This window comes from Halorubrum rutilum (assembly GCF_042665015.1).
In the GTDB taxonomy this organism is placed as follows: Archaea; Halobacteriota; Halobacteria; order Halobacteriales; family Haloferacaceae; genus Halorubrum; species Halorubrum rutilum.
Genome location: NZ_JBHTBL010000008.1, coordinates 263,019 through 288,415, shown reverse-complemented (window position 1 = coordinate 288,415; position 25,397 = coordinate 263,019). Strand labels below are relative to the sequence as shown.

Here is a 25,397-nt window from a genome sequence, read left to right as displayed (position 1 = left end):
AGATCTGAAACGCCCCCCGAAACCGTCCGCACGTGAGCGCACACGAACCGTGACCCTCGACCGGGTATTTTTCCGTATAGAACCACTAACACGCGTAGTTACGATGTCGGTCGACGACCCCGAGGAAGCCACGGCTGCGCCGATCGAACTCTTACACGTCGACGACGATTCGGCGTTCCTCGACCTGACGGAATCGTTCCTGACGAACGAACTGGCGGCCGTCGACGTCACGACCGTGACCGACCCGGAGGCGGTGCTTCCGAAGCTCGACGCCGGGTCGTTCCACTGCGTCGTGAGCGATTACGACATGCCCGGCACGGACGGGCTCGAACTGCTCGCCGACGTCCGCGAGCGGTTCCCCGACCTCCCCTTCGTCCTCTACACGGGGAAGGGGAGCGAGGAGATCGCCGCACAGGCCATCAACGCCGGGGTGACCGGGTACCTCCAGAAGGGGGGACCGGACCAGCACCGCCGCCTCGCGAACCGGGTCAAACACGCCGCGCACGAGTACCGCGCCAAGATCGAGTCGGAGCGCTACTCGACGGTGCTCCGCGCGCTCGACTACCCGATCTACGTGGTCAACGCGGACGCCGAGTTCGAGTACGTCAACGAGGCGTTCCTCGACCTGGTCGGGTACGACCGCGACGAGGTCATCGGGAGCCCGCCGGGCAAGATCAAGACCGACGAGGGGGTCCGGCGGGCCAACGACATGCTCGCGTCGATCGTTTCGAGCGAGGGGCCGGAGACCCAGCAGTTCCGCGTGGACATCCGGACGAAGGACGGCGACACGGTGCCGTGTTACGACCACATGGCGGCGCTCCCGTTCGACGAGGCGTTCCGCGGCTCCGTGGGGATCCTCAGGGACGCGACCCGCGAACAGCGGCGGCGCGAGGAGCTCATCCGGCAGAACGAGCGGCTCGACGAGTTCACCTCGATCGTCTCGCACGACCTCCGGACCCCGCTGCAGAACGCCCGAACGGCGGCCGAGATGGCCCGCACGACGGGCGACGACGCGCACCTCGACACCCTCGACCGGGAGCACGAGCGGATGGAGCGGATGATCGACGAGCTGCTCACGCTCGCGAGGGAGGGCCGGACGGCGTCGGAGACCGAGCCCGTCGACGTCGGTGTGATCGCCGCCGAGGCGTGGGAGCCCTTCGGGACCCCGCGGGACGCGCTGGAGCTGCCGGACGGCGACCTCCGGATCGACGCCGATCGATCCCGCCTCCGACGCCTCTTCGAGAACCTCCTCCGAAACGTCGACGACCACTGCGCGTCCCCCGTGACGGTGCGCGTCGGCCGGTCCGAAGACGGGTTCTACGTCGCCGACGACGGACCGGGAATCGACGCGACGGAGTGCGAGACCCTCTTCGAGCCCGGATTTACCACCGCCGCCGACGGGACCGGGTTCGGGCTGACCATCGTCAAGCGGATCGCGGACGCCCACGGCTGGGCGGTCTCGATCGGCGAGAGCGCGACCGGCGGGACGCGGGTCGACTTCGAGACCGATCCGTCGACTCCGGCGACGAGCGACCCGGCCGTCCCGTCTCAGGGGTGACCGGCGACCGTCTCCAAAGATATTTTTCCGTGAGGCGCGCTACCGCCGGTAGTGACCGACCTCCTCTCCCTCTCGGCGCTCCGCACCCAGTTCAGGACCGAACGGGGCGCCGTCAAGGCCGTCGACGGCATCGACCTCTCGATCGAACACGGCGAGACCGTCGGCCTCGTCGGCGAGTCCGGCTCCGGAAAGAGCGTCACCGCCCTCTCGGCGATGGACCTCGTCGACGACCCCGGCGAGGTCGTCGGCGGGCGGATCGCCCTCGCCGACCCGTCGCTCGCCGCCGCCCTCCTCGACGAGTTCGACGACGCGTACGTGCCGTACCCCTCCGGCCTGATCGACGCGGTCGCGGCCGTGAGCAGCGACCTCCGGGCCGGCCGGCGCGTCCCCGACACGCCGGCCGAGCTCCGCGGCATGGCCGACGACCTCGCCGGCGAGGCCGACCCCGACGACCTCGCCGGCGACCTCGCGAGCGCCGCCGACCGCCTCGAAGGCGGCGCCGACCCGGAGACCGTCGGCGACGACCTGGAGGCGGCGCTCGCCGACGCCGTCGACGGCTTCGTCTTCCTCGACGCCGCGGCGCGCGAGCGCATCCGCGACGGCGCGAGGCCGAGCGACGTCGACATCGAGGAGGGGATCGTCGACGTGACGGCCGCCCCCGAGGCGGCCGTCCGCCGCGTCCGCGGCGGCGAGATGGGGATGATCTTCCAGGACCCGATGACCTCGCTCAACCCGGCGGTCACCGTCGGCGAGCAGATCGCCGAGTCGCTGCGGCTCCACCGGTACGGCGGGCAGAAGGACGACTCGTGGCTCAACGGGATCCGCGAGATCCTCCCGAAGGCCGGCGGCCGCGACGGCGACGAGGAGGTGATGGACGAGGTCGTCAGGATGCTGCAGGCGGTCGGCATCCCGGAGGCGAAACAGCGCGTGGACGACTACCCGCACGAGTTCTCCGGCGGGATGCGCCAGCGCGTGCTCGTCGCCATCGCGCTCGCCTGCCGGCCGAACCTCCTCATCGCCGACGAGCCGACGACCGCGCTCGACGTGACGATCCAGGCGCAGATCCTCGACCTGATCGACGACCTCCAAGCGGAGTTCGGGATGTCCGTCCTGATGATCACCCACGACCTCGGCGTCGTGGCCGAGACCTGCGACCGCGTGGCCGTGATGTACGCCGGCGAGATCGTCGAGGAGGGGCCGGTCGAGGAGATCTTCGCCAACCCCAGTCACCCCTACACGTACACCCTCCTGGAGTCGATCCCCACCGAGGAGAAGGAGCGGTTGACCCCGATCGAGGGGAACGTCCCCGACCTGATCGACATGCCCGACGGCTGCCACTTCGCGCCGCGCTGCCCGTGGGCCGAGCCGCGGTGTCGCGAGGGCGAGATCCCGTACCTCCAGCACGGCGGGGACGACGTCGACCACCGGTCGAAATGCGTCCACGACGAGTTCGACAAGGGCGCGTACGGGTCCGACGGCGTCGCGGCCGGCGCCAGGTCCGCCATCGGCGATCCCATCGTCGAGGTCCGCGGTATGCGGAAGTACTACGAACAGGAGGACGGTCCCCTCGACCGGGTGTTCGGCGGCGGCGACCCGAGCGTCAGGGCCGTCGACGGGATCGACCTCGACGTGCGCGAGCGGGAGACGCTGGGGCTCGTCGGCGAGTCCGGCTGCGGGAAGTCCACGGCCGGCCGAGCGATCCTCCACCTGGACCCGCCGACCGACGGCACCGTCGTGTTCGCCGGCGAGGAGCTCGGGTCGCTCTCGAAGTCGGAGCTCCGCAAGCGGCGGAAGGACATGCAGATGGTGTTCCAGGACCCGATGTCGAGCCTCGACCCGCGGATGACGGCCGGGCAGACGATCATGGAGCCGCTGAAGATCCACGGCCTCGCCGAGGGCCGCCGCCGCGAGCGCGTCTTCGAGCTGATGGACGCGGTCGGGTTGGAGCGCGGGCAGTTCGGCCGCTACCCGCACGAGCTCTCGGGCGGCCAGCGCCAGCGGGTCGGCATCGCGCGGGCGCTCGCGGTCGACCCCGACTTCATCGTCGCCGACGAGCCGGTCTCGGCGCTCGACGTCTCCGTGCAGGCGCAGATCATCAATCTCCTGGAGGACCTCCAGGAGGAGTTCGGGCTCACCTTCCTCTTTATCGCCCACGACCTGAGCGTCGTCCGGCACATCTCCGACCGGGTCGCCGTGATGTACCTCGGCGAGATCGTCGAGGTCGCCGAGACGGACGAGCTGTTCGAGACGCCGAAACACCCATACACGCGGGCGCTCCTCTCCGCGATCCCGGAGCCGGACCCCCTCGCCGACACGGCCGACCGGACGATCCTCAAGGGGGACGTCCCGTCGCCGATCGACCCGCCCTCCGGCTGTCGGTTCCGCACCCGGTGTCCGTCGGTCATCCCGCCGGACGACCTGGAGATCGACCAGGAGCGCTACCGGGAGGTGATGTTCTACCGACAGCGCCTGGAGTCGGGGGACATCGACCTCGACGCCATCGAGTCCGAGGTCCGCATCGAGGACGAGTCGGCGCCGACCGCCGTCGCCGACGGCGGCGAACACCCGACGCTCTTCGAGTACTTCTTCGACGGGCCGCTCTCGGGGGAGGCGCGGGCGGTCGTCGCCGACTCGTTCGAGCAGCTCAAGGACGGCCGGTGGGAGGCGGCCGAGGCGACGCTCCGCGAGGCGTTCGAGAGCGTCTGCGAGCGGGAGAACCCCGCGCTCGACGAGAGCGGCCACCCCGCCGCGTGCCACCTCTACGACGACGGCCGGGATAGGTAACGAAGTAAACAGTCGACCACTCAAGCGGCGTTTGTCCCGCGGTTCCGTCCTGTCGGACCATTAGAATTATCCGTCCCCCCAGTTTAGCGCCGATGTATGTCCCCCGATACGACAGAAACGTCACGACGCGGATTCCTGCAACGAGCCGGCGGCGCGACGGTCGCGACGGCCTCCGTCGCCTCCCTCGCCGGCTGCAGCGGCAACGGCGGCGACGGCGGCGACGGCGGTGACGGCGGCGATGGCGACGACGGCGGCGACGGTGGAGACGGCACGACCTCCCTCCGCTACGGCCGCGGCGCCCACTCCAGCACCCTCGACCCGCAGAACACGACCAGCGGCGAGGTCGCGAAGGTCACCAACCAGGCGTACGAGGGGCTGATCGCCTTCCAGCCGGGCGAGGCGTCGCTCACGGAGTCGCTCGCCACCGACTGGTCGCTCGACGGCGACTCGGTGACGCTCACGCTCCGAGAGGGCGTGAGCTTCCACGACGGGTCGGAGTTCACCGCCGACGACTTCATCGCCACCTACCGGCGGTTCGTCGACGACGACTACGAGTACCACTTCGAGGACGCCTCCGTCTACGGGCCGTTCACGCTCGGCAACTGGATCGACACCGTCGAGGCGCCGGGCGACTACGAGCTCTCGATCACGCTGACCCAGACGTACGCGCCGTTCCTCCGCAACCTCGCGATGTTCGCGGCCGTCGTCATCTCCCAGGACGCGATCGAGGGCGACACGAACCTCGGCGAGGAGATGGTCGGCACCGGGCCGTTCCAGCTGGAGACCCTCGACGACGCCAACAACCGCATCCGGCTCACCGCCTTCGACGACTACTGGGGCGAGAGCCCGAACGTCGACGAGGTGCTGTTCCTCACCCGCGGGCAGAACTCCACGCGCGCCCAGGCCCTCGTCGAGGAGGAGCTCGACATCATCGACGGGCTCGACCCCGACAGCATGCAGATCATCGAGGGGTCGGACACCGCCGAGAACCGGACGGCGACGGGGATCAACATCGGCTACATGGCGTTCAACCTCTCGCGCGTCGAGGCGTTCCGCGACCGCCGGGTCCGCCGCGCGATCAGCTACGCCATCGACACGCAGGCGATCGTCGAGAACATCTACTCGGGGATCGCCACGCAGGCCGACCAGCCGATCCCGCCCGCGCTGTTCGGCCACAACGACGACATCAGCCCCTACGAGTACGACCCCGAACAGGCGCAGAGCCTGCTCGACGAGGCCGGCTACGGCGACGGGTTCTCGTTCTCGCTGACCACGTTCCAGAACCCCCGCGGGTACAACCCGGCCCCGCTGCCGACCGCCGAGACGATCCGGTCGAACCTCTCCGAGGTCGGCATCGAGGTGTCGATCGACGACCGGCAGTTCTCCGACTACCTCACGTACACCAGCCAGGGGAACCACGACGCGACGCTCGCCGGCTGGTACACCGACAACGCCGACCCGGACAACTTCTGTTACGTCCTGCTCCACCCGCAGACCGACGTGCCGGAGGGCCAGGACTGGGTCTCCTGGGACACCGAGGGGTTCAACACATCGAACAACGCCGCGTGGGCCAACAGCGAGTACATGACCGTCGTCGAGGAGGCCCAGCGCACCACGAGCCAGGAGGACCGGGCCGAGCTGTACCGCGAGGCCGCTCAGATCGCCCACGACGAGGCGCCGTGGGTGTTCATCGACTACGCCGACGAGGTCCGCGGCGTCTCCAACCGCGTGAGCGGCTACACGGTCGCCGCGATCGGCGGCCCGTACCTCGAAGCGGTCGAGCTTGAGTAGTCGGCGCCGAACGCAGATTTTTTGACCGTCCCACGCGCCCGTTTCCCTGAATGGTCTCCAAACGCTTCGTCTTCAAACGGCTGCTCATGCTGTTCCCCGTGCTGTTCGGGGTCGCGACGGTGGTCTTCGCTATCCTCCACCTCTCTCCGGGCGATCCCGCGGTGGTCATCGCCGGCGAGCGAGCGAGCCAGGAGTTCGTCAACCAGGTCCGCTCGGACCTGGGACTCGACGACCCCCTCTGGCAGCAGTACGTCCGCTTCCTCGGCGACGTCGCGACGTTCGACTTCGGCCAGTCGTATCAGGTGAACCGGGGCGTGGCGGTGAGCCAGATCCTCGCGAACCGGCTCCCGATCACGATCGAACTCGCGCTGCTCGGCCAGTTCGCCGGCCTCCTGTTCGGGCTCCCGCTGGGAATCTTGAGCGCGGTCAAACAGGACACGTGGACCGACCACCTCACCCGCATCGGCGCGCTGAGCGGGATCAGCGTCCCGATCTACTGGAGCGGCCCGCTGCTCATCCTGCTGTTCGCGCAGTTCCTCGGGCTCCTCCCGACCAGCGGTCGCATCGGCTCCGAGTACTTCGTCGAACCGGTCACGGGGCTCATCCTCGTCGACACGCTGTTGGCGGGGAACCTCGCGGCGTTCCAGTCCGCGGTGATTCACCTGCTCTTACCGGTGGTGGTGCTCGGCATCTACCAGATGGCGCTGCTCTCGCGCATGATGCGTTCGTCGATGGTGGAGGTGATCCGCCAGGACTACATGCGGACCGCGCGGGCGAAGGGACAGGGCTCGAAGATCACCGTGATGAAACACGGCCTCCGCAACGCCTTCATCCCCGTCATCACCGTGATCGGCATCCAGTTCGGATCGCTGCTCGGCGGCGCGGTGCTCACGGAGACCGTCTTCGAGATCAACGGCATCGGCACCCTGCTCGTCGACGCGATCAACCGCAGCGACTACCCCGTCGTCCAGGGGACCGTCCTCGTCTTCGCCGTCCTGTACACGCTGGTCAACCTGGGCGTCGACCTGACCTACTCGGTCCTCGACCCCCGAATCGAACAATGAGCACGGAGACACAGACCGGCACCGTCGACCGAGGCATCGTCGAGCGGCTGCGCGCGAGCCCGTTCCTCTCGCAGCTCTTCTCGAACCGACTCGCGGTCACCGGGATCGTCATCATCGTCGGCGTCGTCCTGATCGCGATCTACGCGCGTCTCACCTACGACCTCAGCGACCTCATGGCGACCCAGTTCGGGACGAACCCCTCCGAGGCCCCCCCGAGCTCGGCGTACCCCTTCGGCACCGACGGGCAGGCCCGGGACATCTTCCCCCGCGTGCTGTACGGGGCCTGGTACGCGGTCCTCTACGGCACGGTCACCGTCGTCGCGTCGACGTTCCTCGGGGTGGGGCTGGGGATCGTCGCGGCGTACTACGGCGACCTCACCGACAACGTCATCATGCGGACGATGGACGTCCTGCTGTCGTTCCCGTCGCTACTCTTGGCGCTCGCGCTCGTCACCATCTTCCCGGAGGAGCTGGGCCTGTGGCGGGCCGTCGGCGCCCTGACGCTCGTCTACACGCCCCGGTTCGCCCGCGTCGTCCGCGGGGCCGCGCTGAAGGTGCTCGAAGACGAGTACACCGACGCCACGAAGGCGCTCGGCGCGACCGACCCCCGGCTGCTCATCCGGCACGTCCTCCCGAACTGCCTCGCGCCGATCACGGTCCAGTCGACGCTCAACTACGGGCTCGCGATCATCGACATCGCGGCGCTGTCGTTCCTCGGCTTCGGCGCCAGTCCGGGGGAGCCGACGTGGGGGATGATGCTCTCAAATGGCGTCGAGTTCGGGCTGTTCTCCGGGGCGTGGTGGTGGTCGTTCTTCCCCGGCCTGCTGCTCGCGCTGACGGTGCTCGGGTTCAACCTCCTCGGCGACGGGATGCGCGACGCGCTCGACCCCCGGATGCGAGAGACCGTTGACTGACCGCGACGTTCGGCCGTTCGGACGGACGGTCGCCCGGTGGGTCGGCGTCGGCGCCCTCCTCGGGCTCGTCGTCGCGGGGCTCCTCTTGCCGATCGCCGGCGCGCGCGGGGCGACCGACACCTCGTTCGCGCTCGGCGCGCTGCTGTTCGGCTTCGGGATCGCGACGTGGGGCGGGACGGTCGGCTTCGGCGACTCCATGTCGGCGGTCCAGGCGCACCTCGGCGGCGAGTCCGAGTGGAGTCGCGGGGGGGCGCGACAGGCGTTCGCCGTGTTGACCTGGGTCGGCGCGGGCTGGACGGGGACCGCGGTCGCGGCGTCGATACTGCTCGTCGGGTTATAGCGGCTCGATCAGCTCGACCGCGTGCCCGTCGGGGTCCTTCACGAACGCGGTGCGCGCGCCGGCCTCCGGCTGGTCGCCCGGCTCCTTCACGACGCCGTGGTGGTCGATCTCCTCGAACGTCGCGTCGACGTCGCCGACGCCGACGGCGACGTGGTCGTAGCGGTCCCCGTCGTCGCTCGGCTCCTCGCCGTCGGTGTCCGACAGCTGGAACTCGACGCCGGCGTCGTCGGAGACGTACACGTTCCGCGTGTCGCCGTCGGGGGTCGTGAACTCCCAAGAGCGCTCGAACCCGAGCTGCTCGACGTACCAGTCGGCGGTGCGGTCGGCGTCGGCCACGTTGAGACACGTGTGGAGTATCTCCATGCGTCGGGGTGTCGCGGCGCCGGGATAAATCCCCTCGGGATCGGTTCGCTCCCGCGGGGGCGTCGGGCGCTCGGCCCGCCCCTGCGGGGGCGTCTGACTCGGGCGACGACCCGCGACTATACTCATTTTTAACAAAGGATTTATTCTCCCTTCGACCCGGAGTCAGGGTATGGCAACTGAGCCCACGTGGGGAGCCGACACGCCGGACCTGGACACGTCGTCGGCCGCGCTCGGCCACGATCGACCGGACGTGCCCGCCTACCGGGCGCTCGCGGAGGACCTCCGCGAGCGCGTCGCGGGCGAGGTCCAGTTCGACGAGTACGCGCAGGTGTTGTACGCGACCGACGGCAGCATCTATCAGGCGCGTCCGGCCGGCGTCGTGACGCCCCGTTCGGTCGCGGACGTGCAGGCGACGATGCGGGTCGCGGCCGACCACGAGGTGCCCGTCATCCCGCGGGGCGCCGGCTCCTCGCTGGGCGGCCAGACCGTCGGCCCGGGCTGCGTCGTGCTCGACTTCTCGAAGTACATGGACGAGATCCTCGACGTCCGGCCCGACGACCGCCGGGCGGTGGTCCAGCCCGGCGTCGTCCAGGACCACCTCGACGACCGGCTGGCCGAGCACGGGCTGAAGTTCGCGCCCGACCCGGCCTCCTCGGCGCGCGCGACCGTCGTCGGCGGCATCGGCAACAACTCCACCGGCGCGCACTCGGTGCGGTACGGGATCACCGACGCGTACACGGAGCGGCTGACGGTCGTGCTCGCGGACGGGTCGCTGATCGAGACCCGCGAGGTCGTCCTCGACTCCCCGGAGTACGAGGAGATCGTCGGCCGGGACGACCGGGAGGCCGCGCTGTATGAAACGACTCGGGCGCTCGTCGAGGAGAATCGGGCCGAGATCGACGAGAAGTACCCGAACCTCAAGCGCTCCGTCTCGGGGTACAACCTCCACAAAGTGATCTACGAGAACGACGAGGGCGAGGAGGTGATCAACCTCTCGAAGCTGTTCGTCGGCGCCGAGGGGACGCTCGGGACGATCGTCGAGGCCGAGGTGTCGCTCGTCACGCGCCCCGAGGAGACGGCGCTCGCGCTGTACACCTTCGACTCGCTGGTCGACGCGATGAAGGCGGTCCCGGAGGCGCTGGAGTTCCCGGTGAGCGCGGTCGAGCTGATGGACGACGAGGTGTTCTCGCTCGCCGCGGGCTCACAGGAGTTCGCGCAGTACGCCGAGCCGATCCCGGACCGCGCCACGGCGGCGCTCATGCTGGAGTGGGACTCCGAGCTCGTCGACGACTTCGAGTCGGCGATCGCGGACACGAACGCCCACTTCGTCGACGAGGGCGACGCCTTCGACGTGCTGGAGGCGTACACCCCCGAGGACCAAGAGGACCTCTGGAAGCTCCGGAAGGCGGCCATCCCCCTCCTGATGAGCATGCAGGGCGACCCCAAGCCGTACCCGTTCATCGAGGACGCGACGGTGCCGCCCGAGGAGCTCGCGGAGTACGTCGGGCAGTTCGAGGACGTCCTCACCGACCACGACACCTCGGCCGCCTACTTCGCGCACGCCGGGAGCGGGACCCTCCACATCCGTCCGATCCTCTCGCTGAAGGAGGAGGAGGGCGTCGAGAAGATGCACTCCATCTCCGAGGACGTCACCGACCTCGTGATGGAGCACCACGGCGCCTTCTCCGGCGAGCACGGCGACGGGCTCGCGCGCACCGAGTTCAACCCGAAGATGTACGGCGAGGCCCTCTGGAGCGCGTTCCAGGAGCTCAAGTCGACGTTCGACCCCGAGTGGCGGATGAACCCCGGAAAAGTGGTGTACGTCGACGGCGACACCGCCGCCGAGCGCGGCTACCCGGACACCGCCGCCGACACGGACATGCGGGAGAACCTCCGGTACGGTCCCGCCTACGAGTCGATCGAGCCGCAGACCGAGCTCGACTTCTCCGACGAGGGCGGCTTCTCGCACCTCGTCGAGCTGTGTAACGGCTGCGGCACCTGCCGCGAGACCGACTCCGGCGTCATGTGCCCGACCTACCGCGCCTCCGAGGAGGAGATCCAGGCGACCCGCGGCCGCGCGAACATGCTCCGGGCCGCCATCAGCGGGGAGCTCGACGACGAGGAGATCCACTCCGACCGGTTCCAGGAGGAGGTGCTCGGGCTCTGCGTCGGCTGTAAGGGCTGTAAGAGCGACTGTCCGACCGGCGTCGACCTCGCGAAGCTGAAGGCCGAGGTGAAACACGAGCACCACGAGGAGGAGGGGGCCGGGTTCCGCGAGCGGATCTTCCGCGACATCGACCGCTTCTCGGCGCTCGGGAGCGCGCTCGCGCCGATCTCGAACGCGGCGACGAAGGTCCCGGGCGCCCGCCGGGTGATGGACGCGGTCGTGGGGATCGCCTCGGACCGCGAGCTGCCGACGTTCCGGTCGACCAGCTTCGAGGAGTGGTTCGACTCCCGCGGCGGGTCGACGGTCGCCCCGGAAGAGGCGGTCGACACGGTCGCGCTGTTCCCGGACACGTACACCAACTACAGCTACCCGGCCGCCGGGAAGGCCGCCGTCGAGGTGCTGGAGGCGGCCGGCGTCCGCGTCGAGGTGCCGGACGACCTGGCTCCCTCGGGCCGCGCGGCGTTCTCCACCGGGTTCCTCGACGACGCTCGGGAGCGCGCCGAGACCAACGTCGCGGCGCTCGCGCCCCGCGTCCGCGACGGGCAGTCCGTCGTCTTCGTGGAGCCATCGGACGCGGTGATGTTCCAGGACGAGTACCTCGACCTGCTCGACGGCGACGACGTCGAGGCCGTGTCGGCCGCCGCGTACGGGGTCCTGGAGTACCTCGACGCCGGCCGCGTCGACGAGCGGCTGGCGTTCGACGCGCCGAGCGAGTCGCTCACCTACCACGGCCACTGCAACCAGAAGGCGACGAACAAGGACCACCACGCGGTCGGCGTGCTCCGCCGGGCCGGCTACGACGTGGACCCGCTCGACTCCTCCTGTTGCGGGATGGCGGGCTCGTTCGGCTACGAGTCCGAACACTACGACATCTCGAAGGCGATCGGCCGGATCCTCTTCGACCAGGTCGACGAGAGCGACGGCGAGACGGTGACCGCCCCGGGCGCCTCCTGTCGCTCGCAGCTCGGCGACCGCGACGGCGACGCGGAGAACCCGCCGCACCCGATCGAGAAGCTCGCGGACGCGGTGACCGGCCCGTCGCCCGACGCCGTCGCCGACGCGAGCGCCGGATCGGCTACGACCCCCTCGCCCGCCGACGACTGAGCCGCCCGCCGACTGCGCTACCCGTCGACGAGTCGGCGTCGCGGCCCCGGAGCGCCCCGACGCCGTCTTCTGTCACCGACGCTGCGATTCTATAAAGAGCGAGCGACGCTGACGGACAGCTATACAGAACGATGTGGTCGGCGCGTGCCGCCGAGCGCCCGCAGGGCGCGAGGTGCACGCGTGAGGGAGTCGCGAACGAAGTGAGCGACGAGGCTGGGGAGGTGTGAGGTGCGGTTGCGGTGCTGTGCGGGGCGGGACTCAAAGGGGCGGCCGGGAGGACGAAGCACGGCGCAGTAAGCACCACAGCGAGGGAGCGAACGAAGTGAGCGACCGAGCGAGGAGCGCAGCAAGCCGCGCGAGTCCCGCGAGCAGCGCGAGCGGGACCACGAACGTCGCAGCCCGCGCAGCGAAGCGAGCAGGAACGACGTTCGGAGGTCCTCCCGGCTGGAGCTTTGGAGATGTTCTCCGTCGTCGAGTCACTAATCGCGTACAGCCGAGCGGCTGGGGCTTTGGAGGTTTTCACCGACGGTCCGAAATCAACCGCGTATAGCCGAGCGGCCAGGACTTTGCAATCCTACACTACCGATCCGCGAGTAGCCCTTTCGAAACCCGCCACGCAAACAAAAGAAATCCGCACGGCATCGCCGTCCTATTCCTGCGCTCAGAACACGCCGGGGAACAGCACGTAACTGAACAGCAGGCACAGCAGCCCGACGCCGGTCGCGTAGTACAGCAGGGGGATGAGGTTCAGCCGCATCACCCGGCCCTCCTGTCCGAGGAGGCCCACCGTCGCCAGCGCGGCGACGAGGTTGTGGATCGCGACGAGGTTCCCGATGGCGCCGCCGACGGCCTGCGCGCCGACGATGATCGTCCGCGGGAGCCCGAGCTGCGTCGCCGCCTCGAACTGGAACGCGCCGAAGGTGATGTTCGAGACGGTGTTCGACCCGGCCATCGCGGCGCCGAGCGCGCCGATGAGCGACGCGAACGCCGGGTAGCCGACGCCGAGGATGTCGGCGGTCGTCTGCGCGAGCAGGACGATCATGCTCCCCACTTCGGGCGCGCCCGGATGCGCGCCGGACTGGAGCATCACCTGGACCATCGCGATGACGAAGACGAGCGCGATGAACGGCGAGACGATCTTCCGACCGGCCTCCTTCCACGCCGCCGAGATCTCGTCGCCGGACATGCCGAAGATCGGGATCGCGAGCACGGCGCTCACGAGCAGCCAGAAGCCCGGCACGTTCATCCACGCGACGGCGCCGCTGAGGCTGGTTCCGAACATGTCGCTGACGGTGACGACGAAGGCGTCCCGGTTGATGAAGTTCGAGATCGGGTCGACCGCCCGCGTCACGACCAGCAGGACCACGAGCAGGACGTACGGCGACCACGCCTTCAGCAGCGACATGTCCTCGCCGCCGCTGAGCTCGGCCGCCTCGGCCTCGGGCGAGACGCCGCCGCGGGTCTCCGCGTCCTCACCGTTCGATCCGTTCGACTGTCCCGGCTCGATCGAGCCGACCCAGTGGTCGGCCCACCGCTCCCGGTCCGGGAACTCCCACTCCTCGTCGGGCAGGAGGTACCCCGCACGCAGGACGCTCAGGATGATCGCACCGCCGACCATCGAACCGATGAGCGACGGGAACTCGGCCGTGAGGAACCACGCCGAGATCCAGTACGGGACCGCGAAGGCGATCCCCGACGCCAGACAGAGCGGCGCGACCTCCCAGGCCGGCGCCAGCGAGCGGTCGTCCGGGTCGCCGAAGAAGTAGACGACCATGCCGACCGCGAACAATGGCATCACGAATCCGACCAAGGCGTGATACGTCGCCGCCCACGCCGCCACGTTGACGGAGAACTCCTGGACGGTCATCCCGCCGCTCTCGATCGCGCTGCGGGTGAACTCGACGCTCTCCATCGGGCTCTGAATCCCGACCACGATCGGCGTCCCCACCGCCCCGTACGTGACGGCGATGATGTGGCCGATGATCCCGGCGATGACCGCCGCGAGTGCCGGGAAACCGAGTCCCAAGAGCAGCGGCGCGACGACCGCGGCCGGCGTCCCGAAGCCGGCGGCGCCCTCGATGAACGTCGCCATGAAGAAGCCGATCAGCACGATCTGGACGCGCCTGTCGTCGCTGACGGTCGCGAACCCGCGGTTGATCCGGTCGAACGCGCCGGCCTCCATCAGGGTGTACAAGAGCACGAGCGCGCCGAAGACGATCCAGAGGATCTCGATCGCGGTCATCACGCCGACGCCGGACGCCGCGAACAGCCAGTTCACCGGCATGTTCCACGCCGCGTAGCCGACCACCATGGCCGCGACCCACGCCACCGGCATGGCGCGAGTCGCCGGCCAAAGGAAGCCGACCAACAGGATCCCCGCCAGGAGCAGCGGCACCGCGGCCACGGCGATGTCGATCCCCGTCGTCATAGCCTCCCCTCCCCGTTACTCTCGGTCACTCGATTCCGTAGACGACTCATGTGACGAACTGTCATCCTCATGCAACGCGGGGTACATCACGTTCATTAATTAAAAAAGTGGGTTTTCCGATCCGGAGCCGTCCCCGTCACGTGTCGCGAAAATCCCCACGATCGATTTGTTTATCACCGCTTATCGACCGACGCCGATCCCTCCGCGGCGGTCGCCGCCAGAGGAGTCATGTCGCTCGCGCGGTAACATCGCGCATGGACCGAAACGAGGTGCGGCGCGCGTGGGACGAGGTGGCGGCGACGTACGCCGCTCGCCGCGATCCGGACGGCTCCGACGCGGCGCTGATCGACGACCTCCTCGCGGAGCTTCCGACCGATCCCGACGTGCTCGACGTCGGCTGCGGCGACGGCGCTCGGACGCTCGCGAACCTCCCGGCCGGCAGCGTCGGGCTCGACGTCTCGCGGCGCGGGCTCGACCTGGCGAGCGAGACCGTTCCCGACGCCCGGCTCGTCCACGGCGAGATGTCCGCGCTCCCGTTCGGCGCCGACCGGTTCGACGCGGTGACGGCGTATCACGCGGTGTTTCACGTCGAGCGCGACCGCCACCCCGCCGTCTACGCCGAGTTCGCCCGCGTCCTCCGACCCGGCGGTCGGCTCCTGATGACGCTGCCGAGCGGCCGGTTCGAGACGGTGCGCCGCGGTTGGATGGGCGGTCGGATGTTCTTCTCGGCGCCCGGGCGCGACCGCACCCTCGGACAGCTCCGCGAGGCCGGGTTCGCGGACGTCGAGACCCGGACCGCGACCGACCCGCTGGGAAGTAGCACCGAGTTCGCGTTCGCGAGGGTGGCCGACGACCGGACCGACGACGACCGGACTCGACCGTGACCGATCCCGACGAGGTCCCACACGACGTCCGGGCGAGCCTCGGACAGCTGCTCGCGGAGGCGCGCGCGGCCGCCGAGCGCGGCGACGCGGACGCCGCCCGGGCGCTGCTCGACACCGCGGAGACGGTGGCGACGAACAAGCTCCCGCCCGGCGAGCGGCGCGACCGCGTGCGCTGGGGGTGCGCGGCCGCGCGCGACGCGCTTCCGAACGGCGACCTCGCGGCCGCGTACGCCGCCGCGGCCGCGGCGCGGCTCCCGGCCGAGTGACCCCGCCGGAGCGCTTTTCGCCCTCGCTCGCTGACGGTCCCCCATGCGCGTCGCCTCGCTCCTGCCATCCGCCACCGAGACGCTGTTCGCGCTCGGCGTCGAGCCGGTCGGCGTCTCGCACAGCTGCGACCACCCGCCCGCGGCCCGCGAGCTGCCGACGCTGACGAGCACGGTCGTCGCCCACGAGGGGCGCTCCGCCGCCGACATCGACGCGCAGATGCGCGCGGTCGACGGCGCGGTCTACGACCTCGACGCCGACCGGCTCGCCGAACTGGCGCCCGACCTCCTCGTCACGCAGGCGACCTGCGACGTCTGCGCGGTCGACGCGAGCGAGGTCCGCGCGGCCGCCACCGCGCTCGACCCCGAACCCGACGTGCTCGCCCTAGACCCGCACTCCTTCTCTGACGCGCTCGACGACGCGGTGCGGATCGGCGAGGCGGTCGGCGAGGAGGCGGCCGCGAGCGAGCTCCGGGCCGCCCTCCGCGAGCGCGTCGACGCGGTCCGCGAACGCGCGGAGCGCGCGGTCGCCGACGAGGGGCGCCCCCGGGCCGCCGTCTTGGACTGGACCGATCCGCCGATCCGGGCGGGACACTGGGTCCGCGACATGGTCGAGGTCGCCGGCGGCGACCCCTCGTTCCAGCCCGACGGCCCCTCCGAACCGGTCGCGTGGGCGGACGTGCGCGAGTTCGATCCCGAGGCGCTCGTCGTCGCCCCCTGCGGGTTCGACCGCGACCGCGCCGCCGACGCGATCGGCGACCTCGCGGCGCGGCCGGGCTGGCGCGACCTCGCCGCGGTCGCCGGCGACCGAACCTATGCGGTCGACGGGAACGCCCTGTTCAACCGCCCGAGCCACCGGCTGGTCGACTCGCTGGCGGCGCTGTTCGCGTGTCTCCACCCCGAGCACGCGGCGACGCCGCCCGCCGCGCACGATCGGGTCGCGCACGTGGACGCGACGACGCCTTCGGTGCGCGCCGACGGCGGATGACCCCGACCGCGGGCTGCCGATTCTAACCCGTTGAAACACTCGGAACCCGACGGGAGCTGGTGTCGAATACAGGGGGTGAGCGCTGAAGCGTGACCGCCGAATCCATCCGCCGTACGAGCCTGTACCGTTCGAGCCGATCACATCACGTACCGAACTGGTGACCGATACGCGCGCTCAACGACCCATTGCGAGGCGATTCATTGCCTCTCGTTTTTCTCTATCATATATTTGAAACCACGAAGCGTATTCTCACCGTTGGAAGTGATGTACGCGACCTTTCGTCGTCCTTGCTGGTCGAGGCTGACGGAACCGTCCTCCACGAGCGGGTCGAGAATCGCGGAATCGAGCTTCCGATATTTCCCCTTGAGATCACCGCCTTGATAATCAGCGATAAACGGCAGGTCTTGGCCCTCAGCGTATTCGATGAGCCGCTTCTTCGATACCGGGCCCTCCTCCGCGATGTACGCGAGCATCTGTACCTGCTCGGGGGTGGGTGCATCGATGGGATAGGTCGGTAGGTTCGAGATGTTGGTGACGTTCCGAGCGACCGGTTCCTGTCGGTGGTCACCGTACGTGTCCGCACTCACGTAGTACGGGATAGCCGCCTCCGTGACCATGCAGGCGATCATCCCGGCGATGGCGGTGACTTTCCCGCCAGTGGCCAGGTTGACGTATATATCGTCGCGGTCATGCTTCTGAATCAGCCCGGCGATCGTGCCAAGCGCGTCGTAGAGGTCGAATATATCGGCAGTTACTTCGGTCACTCGGACGGCAGACTCGTCGAAGGCCTCGAAGATATCATCGTAGTACTCGGGGTAGTCCTCGGGATCGTCTCCGTTGTGTTTCACCAGGACTACCGCGTCCGCTCCCATCCGTATGGGGGGAACGACGACTCGATCGCGTTCGTAGCCTAACGGGATGACGTGGACACGGTTGCGCACGTCCATGTCCATCTCGATACCGGCTGACGCCATCGAGTCAGCGGGCCCGGAAGCCCCTCCAGTGCCGTCGTTGGTCATATCGATGCCTAAGCGCTATTCATTCATGATAGTTGTCTTATTGACGCACTACTAATGACGATGAGAACGTTGTCACGTTGTCAGCATAATATACAAAAACACGAGCGACTTCGATAAGACTGGGCACTCCCTGACGCCCGTAATGGGCGGTACGGTCCCCGTGCTCGGCCCTCCATCAAGCGATTGTGTCGGTTCTTGATCCGATTCCCCTTCTCGATCTCGGGCTGATTAGCCACCACAGCGGCACTCTGTCGAGGATCACACAGCTCCGTTCACCCCTGCGGAGGGGCTGGTTCGACGATACGGCTCGGGACTGTTGACAACGGATTGGGGAGCTCAGAGGATACTCACAGCAGGACTAGTCAACCGATGTAGGATCTCGTCCAATCGCGGGCATCGGTTCAGCGTGACCGATACAGAGGGGTGTATTCAGCACGGCAGTCGTATTCATTCCGGAGGTAGTGAACTGAACTAACCGATGGAACGCGCCTGCGTATTAACCGCCGAGGGTTCCGCCAGCACAGAGGGATATTCCGATAGTCGCTCGGTGTTTACCGCGCGTAGCTTATCAGTTGAGTACCGGGGTATTTTACGATTAGCCGACATATTGACGTTATGAAACCTTCTCAGCGACTCACTGAGGCGATCAAGCAGACCAACCTCGCCATTAAAGATGTAGACCATCCCGATACCCGACAAACGCTTGAGCAGGGTGTCGACTCGCTCGAAGAAGGGTTGGACTCGCTCAACACGGATCCCGAAACCTAATCTGACCGTTTCCTGATTACATCCGTTGTACTGAGCGGTCCGTGAGTCCCCCGTACGAGCGATCGGTCTCTCCCGAAGATCGGCTTCGGTTCGCACCGCATTCGCGCCCTGCATCTATCACGCCGGACGATTGAAAGCCGGGAGATCCCTCGCGGACGATTTTGCGCTCCGTATTCCGCGCGAATCGAAGAGGCGTCGCCGTTGGGGGTTCAACGAAGCCAACCGAGCAGCGGACGACCGCCGCGAGGACGGCGGACGCTGGTCGAGCCAGTTAGTCGCCGGTCGCTGGTGCGGCTTCGTCGATGAGCGCGTCGCGAATGGCGTCGCGTTTGACGAGCGCGAAGCCGACGGCGATGACGAGGAAGCCGACGACGGTGGTCGCTGCGAGGCGTTCGTCGAGGAAGAGCCACCCGGTTATGGCGGCGAACACGGGGGCGACGTACCCGAAGAGGTTGACCTCGACGGGACCGAGGCGGTCGAGGAGCGTGTAGTAGAGGAGGTAGCCCACGACGCCGGCGGCGAACACGAGGAACCCGAACGCGATGAGCACGTCCGGGGTGAGTGCGACGGTCTGGGGTTCGCCGCGGGCGAGGCTGGCGGCGTGGAGGACGGTGCCGCCGACGAGCATCATCCAGCCCTGGCGGGCGGCGACGCCGAGCGCGGGGGTCTCGCGGCGGAGGGCGACGGCGGCGAGCGCGAACGCGACCGCGCTCGCGGTCATGAGTGCGACGCCGAGCGGGTCGGGCGGCTGTATGTCGGTGGGACCGGGTACGACGAGGACGCCGGTACCGACGAGGCCGAGGAGGATACCGAGGACGCGCGTGGGCGTCGGGCGGGCGGTGTCGAGGGCGACGACGGCGAACGCGACGCTCCAGATGGGAACGGTAGCGAGGACCACCGCGCCGACGGCCCCGGAGACCATGGTCTGGCCGACGAAGAGGAGGCCGTTGTGGACGGCGATCATGCCGACACCACCGATCAGGATCGTCGCGGCGTCGGCGCCGGTGGGGCGGACCTGCTGGCTGCGGGCGAGTGCGTACCCGAGGACGACGACGCCGATGGCGTCGAACCGGAGTGCGGCCATCAGCAGCGGCTCGACGCCCGCTTTCGCGGCGCGTATCGCGGGATAGGAGGCGCCCCAGAGGGCGGCGAGCGCGAGGAACCCGAGGGCGTTCTCGTAGCGCTTCACGTGCCGACGCAGGCGACCACGCAGAATAGCTCTTGCGTGGTGAGAACGCCCGACACGATCCGGGTCGTCACGGTACCCGCTACTGCTTCGCTTCCGGGAGTAGTCCGACAAGTCTCTTCCGGCAGATTCGCGCGCGCTATTCAGCGTCGCCTCTCCAAACCATCAGTCACAGTAACCTTCGATAGCGCCGGCGACCGCGACCGGCCGGTCAGCCCTCCGCCCGGTCGCGGAGCGCCGAGAGCGTCCCCGCGGCGCGGAGGTCGTCGACCGCGCAGTACCACGCGCCGCGCACGCCGTTCCGGTCGTTCTCGACCGGCGAGTCGAGGGGCACGAGCCCGTCGAACTCGAAGACGACGACGACCCGCTCCTCCGAGAACGGGTCGATCAGCGCCGCCCAGTCGCCCTCGTCCATCGGCCCGGGCTCGCCGCGGGTCTGCTCGACCCGGTCGACGACGCGGGCGTAGTGGGTGACCGCCGACACCGGCGCGGTCCGGTAGAAGGCCATGTAGTCGAAGTCGGCGCGGGTGCGGTCGTACGACCGCGGCGCCGGGTAGTACCCCTCTCGACAGCGCTCGAAGGTGTCCGACTGCGTCGCGACGACGCAGACCCGCGCGTCGCCGGGCGCGTCGTCGGCCGGGGCGTCCGCGGCGAATCGATCGAGATCCATCGCGCCCGGAGGTAGCCCCCGAACGCGGATATATCCCCGTTCGGCACGTATCGACCGGTAATGGCACGCGGCGCGGCGAGCGAGCGCGACGGCTCTCTGTCCGACGGCGTCCGCCCCGGCGAGGAGCCGGCGGACGCCGCTCCGCCGGCGCTCGCGATCGAGGGGCTCTCGAAGCGGTTCGGCGACGGCGCGGCATCCGTGCTCGCGGTCGACGACGTCGGCCTGACCGTCGAGCGCGGCTCGATCGTCGGGCTGCTCGGTCCCAACGGCGCCGGCAAGACGACGCTGATCAAGTGCACGCTCGGGATCGTCCTCCCCGACTCGGGGTCGGTCCGGGTGTTCGGCGCGGACGTGACCGACGGGCGGCGGGCGGCGTACGCGAACGTCGACGCGATGCTGGAGGGCGCGCGCAACGACTACTGGCGGCTCACCGTCCGCGAGAACCTGCGGTACTTCGCGACGATCGCCGGCGTCGACCCGGACTCGGTGCGGGGGCGACACGACCGCCTGCTCGACCGGCTCGAACTGACCGCGAAGGCCGACACGCCGGTTCGGGAGCTCTCGCGCGGGATGAAACAGAAGGTGTCGCTGGCGAGCGTGCTCGCGGGCGGCGCCGAGCTCGTCTTCCTCGACGAGCCGACGCTCGGCCTCGACGTCGAGAGCTCCCGGACGCTCCGCCGGGAGCTCCGCCGGCTCGCCCGCGAGGAGGGGCTCACAATCGTCCTCAGCAGCCACGACATGGACGTCGTCGAGGACGTCTGCGACCGCGTGGTGATGATGGCGAACGGGCGGATCGTCGCCGACGACACCGTCGCGGCGCTCCGCTCCGGAGCCGGCGACGTCGTCCGCGTCGTCAGCGCCGACGTCGACGACGCGGTCGTCGCGACCCTCCGGGAGCGGTTCGACGTGCGGGGGGTCGAGACGGACCTCGGCGCGGTCGAGCGCGACGGGGACCGGCGCGACGGAGGAGACCGACGCGGCCCGACCGCCGTCGAGGTCGCCGCCGGGGGCGACGCCCTGTACGACCTCATGGACGCGCTCCGCGCGGCGGGCGTCACCGTGGAGGGGATCGAGACCGTTCGCCCCGAGCTTGAGGACGTGTTCGTCGACCTCACCGGCGTGGAACCGGGCGAGGGGGGCTCGGACGAGGGGGGTTCGGGCGAGGGCGACCTCTCGGACGCGGCCGCCGACTCGCGGGGGCGGTCGCCGTGAGCGGCGGCGACACCGGCGCCGCGCCCGCCGCCGTCGACGCCGACGGGGAGCCCCGCCCGGCCACCTACGTCCACCTCGCGAAGGCCGTCCTCTACCGCGAGTACCTGATATTCGTCCGGTACCCGGCGAACGCGGTCGGCGGGATCGTCGTCGCGCTGTTCTTCTTCGGCGTCCTCTTCTACGGCGGGCGGCTCCTGGCCGGGCGGGCGCTGACGGACTCGCTGTCGGGGATCGTCGTCGGCTACTTCCTGTGGACGCTCTCCGTCGGCGCCTACTCGTCGGTGTCGAACGACATCGGCAGCGAGGTGCAGTGGGGGACTCTGGAGCGCCACATCACCACGCCGTTCGGCTTCGCGCCGGTGGCGCTCCTGAAGGGGGTCGCGAAGGTGGTTCGGACGTTCCTCACGAGCGCGGTCGTGCTCGCCGCTATGCTGCTGCTCACCGGGGCTCGGCTCAGCCTCGACCCGCTCACGGTGATCCCCGTCGCGGGGCTCGCGGTCACCTCGGTGCTCGGGCTCGGCTTCGCCGCCGGCGGCGTGACCGTGCTGTACAAGCGGATCGGCAACTGGCTGAACCTCCTGCAGTTCGGCTTCGTCGCGCTGGTCTCGGCGCCCGTCTTCGACGCGCCGTGGACCCGCGTCCTCCCCCTGGCCCACGGGAGCGCGATGCTCCAGCGCGCGATGGTCGACGGGGTCCGGCTGTGGGAGTTCGCCCCCGCCGACCTCGCGCTCCTCGTCGGCGTCGCGGTCGCCTACCTCCTCGGCGGCTACGTCGTCTTTCACTACGCGACGCGGCGGGCGCGGCGCCTCGGCGTGCTCGGGGACTACTGAGGCGGACCGGCCCGCGGGCCCGCTCTCCCCGTCCTCACCGGTCCTCGTCCGGTTCGCCCGCCAGCGCCTCCTCCCGGAGCTCCCGACACCGCTCGCCGGCGACCTCCAGCTCCGGCACGGGCGTCGGGTTCCCGTCGGCGTCGACGGCGACGAACACGAAGTACGACTCCGTCGTCGGCTCGCGCTCGCCGGTCCGCGGCGACTCGCGGAACGCGCGGATCCGCGTTCGGAGGCTCGTCCGCCCGACCGCGTACACGTACGACTCGACGATACAGGTGTCGCCCTGCGGCACCGGACGCTTGAAGTCGAGCCCGTTGATCTTGGCCGTGACGCAGGTCTCGCCGGCGGCGCGCATCGCCGACATCGCGCCGATCTCGTCCATCCACTTGACGACGTTCCCCCCATGGGCCGACTCGTAGTTGTTGGTGTGGGTCGGCTGGACCCGCTGGCGGTTCTCGATGTACGTCTCGCTGACCGTCGGCATGGCCGATCCAGGCGCCCGCCGGTGAAAGGGGCGTCGTCGAAGGCGAGTCGGACGCCGACCGGACGGGCGCCGGCGACGCGGGGCGGACGGACTTATGTCGCCCGCGTCCGGATCGGAACGCATGACAGAGCACGGGGACGCGCTCGACGCGGACCTCCGGGTGCCGTCCTGCGAGCGCTGCCCGGCGCTGGTCGAGTCGCGGAGTCGGATCGTCGACGGCGTCGGCCCGACGGACGCCGACCTCCTGTTCGTCGGCGAGGGGCCGGGCGCGACCGAGGACGAGCGGGGCGAGCCCTTCGTCGGGCGGTCGGGGGACGTGTTGGACGAGGCGTTACGGGACGCCGGCCTCGCGCGGGCGGACGTCCGGATCACGAACTGCGTGCGCTGCCGGCCGCCCGACAACCGCGACCCGACGGCCGAGGAGCTGGCGAACTGCCGCGGTCACCTCGAAGGCGAGATCGGCCGGCTCGACCCGGAGCTGATCGTGACGCTCGGGAAGGTGCCGAGCGAGCACCTGCTCGACCGCTCGGTGGCGATCACGTCTGAGTCCGGCGGCGTCGTCGACGCCCGCATCGCGGGCGCGTCGCGCCGCGTGCTCCTCTCAGTCCACCCGGCCGCGACGCTGTACGACCGGAGCCAGCGGGACGGCTTCTTCGAGTCGATCGCGCGGGCGGGCGAGCTGAGCGGCGTCGGCGAGCGAGACGAGGACGGCGGCGACGGCCAGTCCCGGCTCGGCGAGTACTGACCGTCAGTCCCGGTCGCGGCGGTCGCCGACGCCGAGCCACTTCCGCGGGTCGAACAGGCCGCGGATCGCTTCGAGCAGCCCCTTCCCCTCGTGTTCGCCGGGCCGGAGCCGGGCGCGGATGCGCGAGGAGATCAGCTCGATGCCGAGCACGACGATGAACACCATCACGAGGCCGGCGGCGGTCTGTTGGAACTCGAACAGGTCCTGGCTGTTCCGGATCATCAGCCCGAGGCCGCCGGCGCCGACGACGCCGAGCGAGATGGCGATCCGGGTGTTGATCTCCAGGATGTACAGCGTCCACGCGATGAACGACCGCGACACCTGACTGAGCATCCCGAAGCTCACGGTCTGGGTGCCGGAGGCGCCGGTCGACCGGATCGCCTCGATCGGCCCCTCCTCGATCTCTTCGAGGTCGTCGGTGAACAGGCGGCCGAGGTTCCCGATGCTGTCGGTCGCGATCGCGAGCACCGCGGTGACCTGGCCCGGCGGCCCGATGGGGATGTACAGGAAGATCCAGACGATCGCGGGGATGGCGCGGATGCCGCTGAGGGTGCCCCGAAAGACGAAGTTGAAGGGGAACGGGGTGACGCGCTCGCTGCCGAGCACGCCGAGAACGAGCGCGAACGGGAAGGCGAACACGGTGCCCATGAAGCCTAAGAGGAGCGTCACGAGGCTCGCCTTCACCAGCGACTGCCGCGACGACTGGAGGCTCTCGACGATATGGGCCCCGCCGTCGCCGAAGCTCGCGGGGATCGCCCGTAGTCCGGTGATCCCCTGGTCCTTGGTGTAGATCGTGAAGTTCTGGAAGTCGGGCGGGAAGAAGCCGGTCCTGATGAACTCGTACATCCCCGGCAGCCGCCCGGCGACGACGTTCGGCTGGAAGCCGATGAAGCCGAGCCCCCAGTAGGTGACGCCGAGGACCGCCGCGAGCAACACGCCCCACAGGACGTACTTGAGCCGGCGGAGCCGTTCGAGCGCCCGGAACTGGTCCGCGATCGCGGAGTCGGAGCTCACGCCCGACCCCCTCCGTCGGCGGCGGCGTCGGCGTCGCTCCCGTCGAACTCGTCGCCCGCCGCCCCGGTCGGGACCGCCTTGCCGCCCTGCGCCTCGCCGTAGTAGATCCGGTCCATCTCGTCCATCGTGAGGTCGTCGGCGTCGCCGTCGAAGATCACCTCGCCGTCGCGGATGCCGAGGAACCGGTCCCCGAACTCCCGCGCGATGTTCACCTGATGGAGGCTGGTGACCGTCGTGAGGTCCTGGTCGGTCGCGGCCTTCTTCAGGTAGCGCATCACGTCGCGGGCGGCCTTCGGGTCGAGGCTGGCGACCGGCTCGTCGGCGAGGACGACCTCCGGCTCCTGGACCAGCGCGCGGGCGATCCCGACCCGCTGTTTCTGCCCGCCGCTCATCGACTCGGCGCGCTGGCCGGCCTCGTCGAGGAGGCCGACCGTCTGGAGGGCTTCGAGGGCGGTCATCTTGTCCGCGTCGTCGTGCATCCCGAGGGCGCTCCGAAGGAGCCCGTTCCGCGAGAGCGCCCCGGACAGGGCGTTCCCGAACGCGGTCTTGCTCTCGATGAGGTAGTGTTCCTGGAACACCATCCCGACCTCGCTGCGGTTGCCGCTGAGCTCCTCGCCGCCGACCCGGACGGTCCCCTCGGTCGGTTGCGTGAGCCCGTTCAACACCCGGAGCATCGTCGACTTCCCGGCGCCGGAGGGCCCGAGCAGGATGACGAACTCCCCCTCGGAGATGGTGAAGGACACGTCGTCGAGGGCGACGGTGTCCTCGTCGTAGATCTTGGTGACGTTTTCGAATTCGATCGTTGGCATGGAGTGTGGCTT

The 25,397-nt window shown here is 69.4% G+C and carries 21 protein-coding genes; 13 read left to right on the top strand and 8 right to left on the bottom strand.

Annotation, left to right across the window (positions count from 1 at the left end; genetic code table 11):
* The first annotated feature begins 103 nt into the window (after window positions 1–103).
* From ACFQMF_RS10645 to ACFQMF_RS10620, 6 genes are all read left to right on the top strand, one after another.
* Window positions 104–1,558, top strand: coding sequence for a hybrid sensor histidine kinase/response regulator (locus tag ACFQMF_RS10645; RefSeq protein WP_256409223.1), 1,455 nt, complete (start codon window positions 104–106; stop codon window positions 1,556–1,558).
* A gap of 51 nt (window positions 1,559–1,609) precedes the next feature.
* A complete protein-coding gene (locus ACFQMF_RS10640) occupies window positions 1,610–4,342 on the top strand; it encodes a dipeptide ABC transporter ATP-binding protein (RefSeq protein ID WP_256409222.1) in 2,733 nt (910 codons plus the stop codon).
* A 96-nt stretch (window positions 4,343–4,438) separates the two neighbouring features.
* Window positions 4,439–6,133, top strand: a complete 1,695-nt coding sequence (locus ACFQMF_RS10635) for an ABC transporter substrate-binding protein (RefSeq protein ID WP_256409221.1) — start codon at window positions 4,439–4,441, stop codon at window positions 6,131–6,133.
* A 50-nt stretch (window positions 6,134–6,183) separates the two neighbouring features.
* Window positions 6,184–7,197 carry an ABC transporter permease gene (locus ACFQMF_RS10630; protein WP_256409220.1) on the top strand — a complete coding sequence of 338 codons (1,014 nt, stop codon included), beginning with the start codon at window positions 6,184–6,186 and terminating at the stop codon, window positions 7,195–7,197.
* The gene (locus ACFQMF_RS10625) at window positions 7,194–8,111 is read left to right on the top strand and encodes an ABC transporter permease (RefSeq protein WP_256409219.1); all 918 of its coding nucleotides are present in this window, start codon (window positions 7,194–7,196) and stop codon (window positions 8,109–8,111) included. The genes ACFQMF_RS10630 and ACFQMF_RS10625 overlap by 4 nt, the downstream gene beginning before the upstream one ends.
* Window positions 8,104–8,451, top strand: coding sequence for a DUF7268 family protein (locus ACFQMF_RS10620; RefSeq protein ID WP_256409218.1), 348 nt, complete (start codon window positions 8,104–8,106; stop codon window positions 8,449–8,451). Before ACFQMF_RS10625 ends, ACFQMF_RS10620 begins: the two co-directional genes overlap by 8 nt.
* Here the strand turns inward: ACFQMF_RS10620 and ACFQMF_RS10615 are convergent.
* On the bottom strand, window positions 8,446–8,814 hold the full coding sequence (locus ACFQMF_RS10615) for a VOC family protein (RefSeq protein ID WP_256409217.1): 369 nt from the start codon (window positions 8,812–8,814) through the stop codon (window positions 8,446–8,448). The genes ACFQMF_RS10620 and ACFQMF_RS10615 overlap by 6 nt on opposite strands.
* A gap of 169 nt (window positions 8,815–8,983) precedes the next feature.
* Between ACFQMF_RS10615 and ACFQMF_RS10610 the strand changes: the two genes are divergently transcribed.
* Window positions 8,984–12,085, top strand: coding sequence for an FAD-binding and (Fe-S)-binding domain-containing protein (locus ACFQMF_RS10610; RefSeq protein WP_256409216.1), 3,102 nt, complete (start codon window positions 8,984–8,986; stop codon window positions 12,083–12,085).
* 661 nt (window positions 12,086–12,746) lie between these two features.
* On the opposite strand, the gene ACFQMF_RS10605 is transcribed toward ACFQMF_RS10610, so the two are convergent.
* Complete coding sequence (locus ACFQMF_RS10605; RefSeq protein ID WP_256409215.1) at window positions 12,747–14,513, bottom strand: L-lactate permease; 1,767 nt, start codon at window positions 14,511–14,513, stop codon at window positions 12,747–12,749.
* Between the two features lie 254 nt (window positions 14,514–14,767).
* Between ACFQMF_RS10605 and ACFQMF_RS10600 the strand changes: the two genes are divergently transcribed.
* From ACFQMF_RS10600 to ACFQMF_RS10590, 3 genes are read left to right on the top strand one after another with little or no spacing between them, the layout of a single operon-like run.
* Window positions 14,768–15,397, top strand: a complete 630-nt coding sequence (locus ACFQMF_RS10600) for a class I SAM-dependent methyltransferase (RefSeq protein WP_256409214.1) — start codon at window positions 14,768–14,770, stop codon at window positions 15,395–15,397.
* Window positions 15,394–15,663 (top strand): DUF8101 family protein, encoded by a 270-nt coding sequence (locus ACFQMF_RS10595; RefSeq protein WP_256409213.1) that lies wholly within the window; start codon window positions 15,394–15,396, stop codon window positions 15,661–15,663. Before ACFQMF_RS10600 ends, ACFQMF_RS10595 begins: the two co-directional genes overlap by 4 nt.
* A gap of 43 nt (window positions 15,664–15,706) precedes the next feature.
* Window positions 15,707–16,648, top strand: coding sequence for an ABC transporter substrate-binding protein (locus ACFQMF_RS10590; protein ID WP_256409212.1), 942 nt, complete (start codon window positions 15,707–15,709; stop codon window positions 16,646–16,648).
* 197 nt (window positions 16,649–16,845) lie between these two features.
* Here the strand turns inward: ACFQMF_RS10590 and ACFQMF_RS10585 are convergent, their stop codons facing one another.
* The 3 genes from ACFQMF_RS10585 to ACFQMF_RS10575 all read right to left on the bottom strand — a co-directional run bounded on the left by ACFQMF_RS10585 (window position 16,846) and on the right by ACFQMF_RS10575 (window position 20,291).
* The gene (locus tag ACFQMF_RS10585; protein WP_256409211.1) at window positions 16,846–17,667 is read right to left on the bottom strand and encodes an HFX_2341 family transcriptional regulator domain-containing protein; all 822 of its coding nucleotides are present in this window, start codon (window positions 17,665–17,667) and stop codon (window positions 16,846–16,848) included.
* A gap of 1,039 nt (window positions 17,668–18,706) precedes the next feature.
* Window positions 18,707–19,624, bottom strand: coding sequence for a DMT family transporter (locus tag ACFQMF_RS10580; protein WP_256409210.1), 918 nt, complete (start codon window positions 19,622–19,624; stop codon window positions 18,707–18,709).
* A gap of 208 nt (window positions 19,625–19,832) precedes the next feature.
* Window positions 19,833–20,291 carry a hypothetical protein gene (locus tag ACFQMF_RS10575; protein ID WP_256409209.1) on the bottom strand — a complete coding sequence of 153 codons (459 nt, stop codon included), beginning with the start codon at window positions 20,289–20,291 and terminating at the stop codon, window positions 19,833–19,835.
* Between the two features lie 60 nt (window positions 20,292–20,351).
* On the opposite strand from ACFQMF_RS10575, the gene ACFQMF_RS10570 reads away from it, so the two are divergent.
* Together ACFQMF_RS10570 and ACFQMF_RS10565 are read left to right on the top strand one after the other, a co-directional pair.
* Complete coding sequence (locus ACFQMF_RS10570) at window positions 20,352–21,503, top strand: ABC transporter ATP-binding protein (RefSeq protein ID WP_256409208.1); 1,152 nt, start codon at window positions 20,352–20,354, stop codon at window positions 21,501–21,503.
* Window positions 21,500–22,333 carry an ABC transporter permease gene (locus ACFQMF_RS10565; protein ID WP_256409207.1) on the top strand — a complete coding sequence of 278 codons (834 nt, stop codon included), beginning with the start codon at window positions 21,500–21,502 and terminating at the stop codon, window positions 22,331–22,333. The genes ACFQMF_RS10570 and ACFQMF_RS10565 overlap by 4 nt, the downstream gene beginning before the upstream one ends.
* Before the next feature lie 34 nt (window positions 22,334–22,367).
* Here ACFQMF_RS10565 and ACFQMF_RS10560 read toward each other — a convergent pair whose 3' ends face one another.
* The gene (locus ACFQMF_RS10560; protein ID WP_256409206.1) at window positions 22,368–22,817 is read right to left on the bottom strand and encodes an acyl-CoA thioesterase; all 450 of its coding nucleotides are present in this window, start codon (window positions 22,815–22,817) and stop codon (window positions 22,368–22,370) included.
* Between the two features lie 121 nt (window positions 22,818–22,938).
* On the opposite strand from ACFQMF_RS10560, the gene ACFQMF_RS10555 reads away from it, so the two are divergent.
* The gene (locus tag ACFQMF_RS10555; RefSeq protein WP_256409205.1) at window positions 22,939–23,562 is read left to right on the top strand and encodes a uracil-DNA glycosylase; all 624 of its coding nucleotides are present in this window, start codon (window positions 22,939–22,941) and stop codon (window positions 23,560–23,562) included.
* Window positions 23,563–23,565: 3 nt separating this feature from the next.
* Here the strand turns inward: ACFQMF_RS10555 and ACFQMF_RS10550 are convergent, their stop codons facing one another.
* Both ACFQMF_RS10550 and phnC read right to left on the bottom strand, forming a co-directional pair.
* Complete coding sequence (locus tag ACFQMF_RS10550; RefSeq protein ID WP_256409204.1) at window positions 23,566–24,576, bottom strand: PhnE/PtxC family ABC transporter permease; 1,011 nt, start codon at window positions 24,574–24,576, stop codon at window positions 23,566–23,568.
* Entirely contained in the window at window positions 24,573–25,385 is an 813-nt protein-coding gene (gene phnC / locus ACFQMF_RS10545) for a phosphonate ABC transporter ATP-binding protein (protein WP_256409203.1), read from the bottom strand. The genes ACFQMF_RS10550 and phnC overlap by 4 nt, the downstream gene beginning before the upstream one ends.
* Between the last annotated feature and the right edge of the window lie 12 nt (window positions 25,386–25,397).